Origin of the sequence: Sandarakinorhabdus sp. (assembly GCF_041689835.1) — a bacterium.
Lineage (GTDB): Bacteria > Pseudomonadota > Alphaproteobacteria > Sphingomonadales > Sphingomonadaceae > Sandarakinorhabdus.
In genome coordinates this window covers 1-5,988 of record NZ_JBDNFM010000067.1, presented here as the reverse complement: position 1 = coordinate 5,988, position 5,988 = coordinate 1, and the positions used below count along the sequence as shown (strand labels likewise).

Sequence of the window (5,988 nt, the reverse complement as noted above, 5' to 3'; positions counted from 1 at the left end):
GCGCGGTATCCAATCCGTGCCCGGCCAGCACGGCGCGGGCGCTGGTCGGATTGCCGGCTCGCCACAGCGCCCGGCCGATGTCGAGCCGCGTCTTGAGCCAGCTTTCCAGCCCCACCGTCAACGGCCCGCCGGCCACGCGCGGCGTTGCGCCCCCGGCCAGCAAGGCATAGCCTTCGGCAACGCGGCCCGCCCGGATCAGCCACCGTGCCTCATCCAGCACCAGCCCGGCCTCGCGCCGCAAGCGGCCTGGCACTACGCCCAGCCGCGCCGCCTGGTCAGGGGCATCCCGCTTCATGGCGATGCGGGCCAGCGCCCACAGGCGGGTATCGGTATCGACCCGCGCCAGCATGCGGGCCGCCGGCGTGATGCGATCGGCCCACAACAGCCGGTCCATGCGGCTGGCGTGATCGCCGGGGCGCAACAGATCGCCGAACCGCGCCAGCAGGCGAGCTTCCTGTGTTTCATCCAGCCCGGCAGAATCCCAGGCATCACGCGCCCAATTGGCGGCTGCCGCGGTTTGTCCGGTGGCGGCCAGCGCGTCGGCCAGTCGCCATTTGCCGTCGGCCGTAAGCGGCGGCAGCCGGCTGAAATGGCGCACGATCTGATCGGCGGGCGTGTCGTCGGTGATGCTGCGTTCGGCCAGCCGGCGGATGGTGGCCGCCGCGGGCCAATCGGCGTGGCCAGCCAGGAAGGCGGCATAATCAGTAAAACCGGCTTTGAACGTTTCGCGCCGCAGCCGGTCCCACGTCACCACTTCATCCAGCAACGGCACGGCCTGCACGCCAGTGAGCGGCGCGCCGGCAAACTGGGCAAAACGGCCGGATTCATTGTCTGCCAGCCGCGCCTGATAGCGGGCTATCGTGGCGGCATCGAGGGATTGGGCCGGCACCGGCGCGGCCAGCGACACCGCCGCCGCGACGGCAATGCTGGACAGGGCGGCCCACCCGCTTCTATTGCGCACGGTGTACATGCCGCCCGTGATAAGGCGCGGTAGAGGAACAGGCAATGAACGCGTTTGGGAATGGACTCAGTTTCACAGGATCGATGCCGGCGCTGGTGACCCCGTTCAAGAACGGCGCGGTGGATCTGGATGGCTTTGCTGCGCATGTGGAATGGCAGATCGGCGAAGGCAGCCACGGCCTGGTGCCGGTGGGCACCACGGGCGAATCGCCCACACTCAGCCACGAAGAACATTATGCCGTGATCACCGCCTGTGTTGCGGTGGCGGCGGGGCGCGTGCCGGTGATCGCCGGGTGCGGCAGCAACGATACCCGCACCGCACTGGCGCACCTGGCGCACGCGCAAAAGGTGGGCGCCGATGCCGCGCTGATTGTCGTGCCCTATTACAACAAACCTTCGCAAACCGGCCTGATTGCGCATTTCACCGCGCTGCACGATGCGACCACGCTGCCCATCATCATCTACAACATCCCCGGCCGCAGCGTCGCCGACATGAGCGTGGAGACCATGGCCGAACTGGCGCAGCTGCCGCGCATCATCGGGGTGAAGGATGCCACCGGCAACATCGCCCGTGTGGCGCAACAGCGCCTGGCCTGCGGGCCTGATTTCATTCAACTTTCGGGTAACGACGACATGGCGCTGGGCTTTGATGCGCAGGGCGGGGTAGGGGCGATTTCGGTCACGGCCAACGTGGCGCCGCGCCTGTGCGCGCAGCTGCAGGAAGCGGCGTTGAAGGGCGATTATGCCGCCGCGCTGGCCATCAATGATCGGTTGCAACCGCTGCATGCTGCGCTGTTCAGCGATACGTCGCCGGGGCCGACCAAATATGCACTGCACCGACTGGGCCGCATGACGACCGAAGTGCGGTTGCCGATCACCGGACCTTCGGCAGCGTCGAAGGCCGCTGTTGATGCCGCGCTCGCTCACGCCGGGCTGGTGTGATGGCACGGCCCAAACCCGAAATCGGCGTGAAGGTAAAGACGGTCGCTGAAAACCGGCGAGCGCGGTTTGAATATTTCATCGAGGATGTGGTGGAAGCCGGCATCATGCTGACCGGCACCGAAGTGAAATCGCTGCGCGTCGGCAAGGCCAGCATCGCCGAAAGCTTTGCCGAAGTGAGGGACGGCCAGATGTGGCTGATCAACGCCACCATCCAGGTGTTCAGCCACGGCAACATCTTCAATCACGAACCCAAACGGCCGCGCAAGCTGCTGCTGCACGCGCGGCAAATCGAAAAGATGAACACCGCCGTCACCCGGCAGGGCATGACGCTGGTGCCGCTGACGATCTATTTCAACGGCACCGGCCGCGCCAAGATTGAACTGGCGCTGGGCAAGGGCAAGAAGCTGCACGACAAGCGCGAAACCTCCAAGGATCGCGACTGGCAGCGCGACAAGGCGCGATTGCTGCGGGATCGCGGCTGATGACGCAGGATGGCAGCAGGGCCGGCGGCATCCGCGACAAGCTGATCGCCATCAAGCAGGCGTGGGCGCAAAGCCGCCGCCTGATCACCGGCCAGCCTGATGCGGAGCACGCCAATCGCCTGCCGCCGGGCCAGCGGCTGGTCACCAACTGGCCGGTGCTCGATCTGGGCGTGAAACCGGATATCGAACGGTCTGAATGGCGATTGCAGGTTGATGGCGCGGTGGCCAATCCGATCTGCTGGAATTGGGAATCCTACCAGACCCAACCGCAGGTGGAGGGTATTTCGGACATCCATTGCGTGACCCAATGGTCGCGTTTTGACAACCGATGGTCGGGAATGGCCACCAGCCACCTGCTCGGCGTCGTCAATCCGTTGCCCGCCGCCAACATTGTAGTGTTGCACGGCGCCGATGGCTATACCACCAACGTGACCCTGGACCGCTTTGCCGGCGACGATTGCCTGATCGCCCATGCCCATGATGGTGTGCCGCTCAACCGCGAACACGGCGGGCCAGTGCGGGCAATCATCCCGCGCTGGTATTTCTGGAAATCCGCCAAGTGGCTGGTCCGCATCGAAATTCTGGCCGTGGATAAACCCGGCTTCTGGGAAGTGCGAGGCTATCACAACGACGGCGATCCCTGGACGGAGCAGCGTTATAACTGAACCCGCCGCCCCCGCTGCCGTAAACGACTGGATGAGCTTTGCGCCCGTTCATTCCGCCTGGCCGGCACCCTATGCCGAAGGGCTTTCCAGCCCATGGATTGGCACGCTGCTGATGAACCTTCCCATTGCGCTGGCCCTGCTCGATTCCTCGGGGCGAATCGTGACGGGCAACGATGCCATGCAGGTTACCGCCGGCCAAACCTGGCGCCCCGGCATGCGGCCGAACGCGATGGTGGTGGGCGATGATGCCGCCATGTTGTCCCGCGCCGTTGCCGATGTGCTGGCCGGCGGCGAACCCCATACGCTGCGCCTGGCGCTGGCCGAACGGCCTGATGAAGTGCGCGATATCAACGTGATACCCGTCCCGCCGGGCTTTGGCGCCGCGGCGCTGATCGCCATGCGCGACATTCGTGAACAAATGCGGCTGGAAGCCCAGGTCGCTGCCGTCACCCGCCTGCAGGCCGTGGGCCAGCTCGCTGGCGGGGTGGCGCATGACTTCAACAATCTGCTCACCGCCATTCTGGGCCATGCCGAACAATTGCTTGATCGCTTCCCCGATCCCGGCCCGGAAAATGATGCGGTTGCCGAAATCCTGCACAACGGTCAGCGCGGCGCCAATCTGGTGGGCCAATTGCTGGCCTTTGCCCGGCAACAGCCGCAGCGCCGGCAATTGCTGTGCGTGCGCGAACTGGCGCAGGGGTTGCGGCCGCTGCTGGTCAAGCTGCTTGGCCCGGCGATCGAGCTGGATATTGCCGCGCCGCCGGGCCAGTTCTTCGTGCGCGCCGACCCGGGCCAGCTTGAACAGGTCATCGTCAACCTGGCGGTGAACGCCCGAGACGCCATGGAGGGCAATGGCCGACTGGTGATCACCATTGCCGATATTTCGCGTCGCGACGTGACGGCGCTGGGCCACGGCATGATGCCAGCCATCGATTTCGTCGCTCTCGACATCACCGATACCGGCATCGGCATCGCTCCGGAAATCGCAGCCAAGATCTTCGAACCTTTCTTCACCACCAAGCCGCTGGGGCAGGGCACGGGTCTTGGCCTGTCCACCGTCTATGGCATCATGAAGCAGTCCGATGGCTATATCTTTGCCAAGCCGGGGCCGGGCGGGCGCGGCACCACCTTCTCGCTGTACCTGCCGGGCCGGCCAAGGCCGTCCAGAATTGCATCGCAACGTGTGGCGGCGTCGCCCAAGCCTGAACCAGTTGCTGCTGGCCGCCGCGTGCTATTGGTGGAGGACGAACCGTCGGTGCGGGCGGTGTTTGCGCGCGGGCTTGAACGGCAGGGCTGCGTGGTCACCACCGCGGGGGACGCCATGGTGGCCTTGTCCATCCTGCGCGAGGGACAGACCTTCGACGTGCTGGTTTCGGATGTGATGATGCCCGGCATCGACGGCGTCGAACTGGCCTTCGAAGCAGCGCGCATGTGGCCAAAAATGGGAATCGTGCTGATGTCGGGCTATGCTGAACTGCCCCGCCACCGCGAAGCCGATGCACGCGGAATCCGCTTTCTTGCCAAACCCTTCGCGCTTACTGAACTGGTTTCCGCGATTGTCACAGCCAAGCCGCTGGGGAGCTGATCCGGCTGCATTCAATTGCCTTTTGTTCCCCCCTTGTTCATGTAGAACACTTGGTGTACATCAAAAGCGTTGACGAAGTGCAATAGCGGCTTCAGGGAAGGGAACGGGTCATGGCATCTGCTCTTAAAGTGGTGGAATCGGGAATGGATCGGCAAAAAGCTCTGGAAGCGGCTCTGGCGCAAATCGATCGTGCGTTCGGCAAAGGCTCGGTGATGAAACTCGGCCAACGCGACGCGATGGAGATAGAGGCGATTTCTTCCGGCTCGCTCGGTCTCGATATCGCGCTCGGCATCGGTGGCCTGCCGCGTGGCCGTGTCGTGGAAATCTATGGCCCGGAAAGCTCGGGCAAAACGACGCTGGCGCTGCACGTCATTGCCGAAGCCCAGCGGAATGGCGGCACTGCGGCTTTTGTTGATGCGGAACACGCGCTCGATCCGGTTTATGCCAAAAAACTTGGCGTCAATATCGATGAACTGATCGTCTCGCAGCCTGATACCGGCGAACAGGCGCTGGAAATCGTCGATACGCTGGTGCGTTCCAATGCCATCGACGTGCTGGTGATCGATTCGGTGGCTGCCCTGGTACCGCGAGCCGAAATCGAAGGCGAAATGGGCGATAGCCATGTTGGCTTGCAGGCCCGTCTGATGTCGCAGTCGCTGCGCAAGCTCACTGGTTCGATCAGCCGTTCGCGCTGCATCGTCATCTTCATCAACCAGCTGCGCATGAAGATCGGTGTGATGTACGGCAATCCGGAAACCACCACCGGCGGCAATGCGCTGAAATTCTACGCGTCCGTTCGTCTCGACATCCGCCGGACCGGCCAGATCAAGGATCGTGATGATATCGTGGGCAATACCACGAAGGTGAAGGTGGTGAAGAACAAGGTGGCGCCGCCCTTCAAGCAGGTCGAATTCGACATCATGTATGGTGAAGGCATCTCCAAGATCGGTGAAATTCTCGATCTGGGGGTTAAGGCCGGCGTCATCGACAAGTCCGGTGCCTGGTTCAGTCACGACAGCGTCCGCATCGGCCAGGGCCGTGAGAACTCCAAGAAGTATCTGAAGGAAAACCCTGAAATCACGGCGAAGATCGAAAAGATCATTCGCGACAACGCCGCCGGCATTTCCGACGCGCTGTTGGTCGGCCCGTCTGCCGATGACGACGCCGGTGACGACGAGGTGTGAGTTTCGTCTGCGCGCAGACGTTGATTGAGAAAGGGGCGGCTCATCATGGGTCGCCCCTTTTGCATCAAGTCCGAACGTTTCCGGCGCGGCGCCGTGGCTTGGCCAAGTGCGGCATCTGTCTTGCGGCCTGCCATGCCGGCTCGCTTGCGCCAGCTTTCAACGGACATTGT

General features: G+C 63.6%; 5 protein-coding genes and 1 pseudogene. 5 read left to right on the top strand and 1 reads right to left on the bottom strand.

Going from position 1 to position 5,988, the window contains the following annotated elements:
- Positions 1-970: pseudogene (locus ACESL8_RS03515) on the bottom strand (hypothetical protein); the annotation flags it as partial.
- A gap of 35 nt (positions 971-1,005) precedes the next feature.
- Here ACESL8_RS03515 and dapA point away from each other — a divergent pair.
- The 5 genes from dapA to recA all read left to right on the top strand — a co-directional run bounded on the left by dapA (position 1,006) and on the right by recA (position 5,818).
- A complete protein-coding gene (gene dapA, locus ACESL8_RS03510) occupies positions 1,006-1,902 on the top strand; it encodes a 4-hydroxy-tetrahydrodipicolinate synthase (RefSeq protein ID WP_372916011.1) in 897 nt (298 codons plus the stop codon).
- Entirely contained in the window at positions 1,902-2,384 is a 483-nt protein-coding gene (smpB, locus tag ACESL8_RS03505) for an SsrA-binding protein SmpB (protein WP_372916009.1), read from the top strand. Before dapA ends, smpB begins: the two co-directional genes overlap by 1 nt.
- Positions 2,384-3,049, top strand: a complete 666-nt coding sequence (locus tag ACESL8_RS03500) for a sulfite oxidase-like oxidoreductase (RefSeq protein ID WP_372916007.1) — start codon at positions 2,384-2,386, stop codon at positions 3,047-3,049. Before smpB ends, ACESL8_RS03500 begins: the two co-directional genes overlap by 1 nt.
- A 112-nt stretch (positions 3,050-3,161) precedes the next feature.
- Positions 3,162-4,634, top strand: coding sequence for a response regulator (locus tag ACESL8_RS03495; RefSeq protein WP_372916004.1), 1,473 nt, complete (start codon positions 3,162-3,164; stop codon positions 4,632-4,634).
- A gap of 110 nt (positions 4,635-4,744) precedes the next feature.
- Positions 4,745-5,818 carry a recombinase RecA gene (gene recA, locus ACESL8_RS03490; protein WP_372916002.1) on the top strand — a complete coding sequence of 358 codons (1,074 nt, stop codon included), beginning with the start codon at positions 4,745-4,747 and terminating at the stop codon, positions 5,816-5,818.
- Positions 5,819-5,988: the final 170 nt, after the last annotated feature.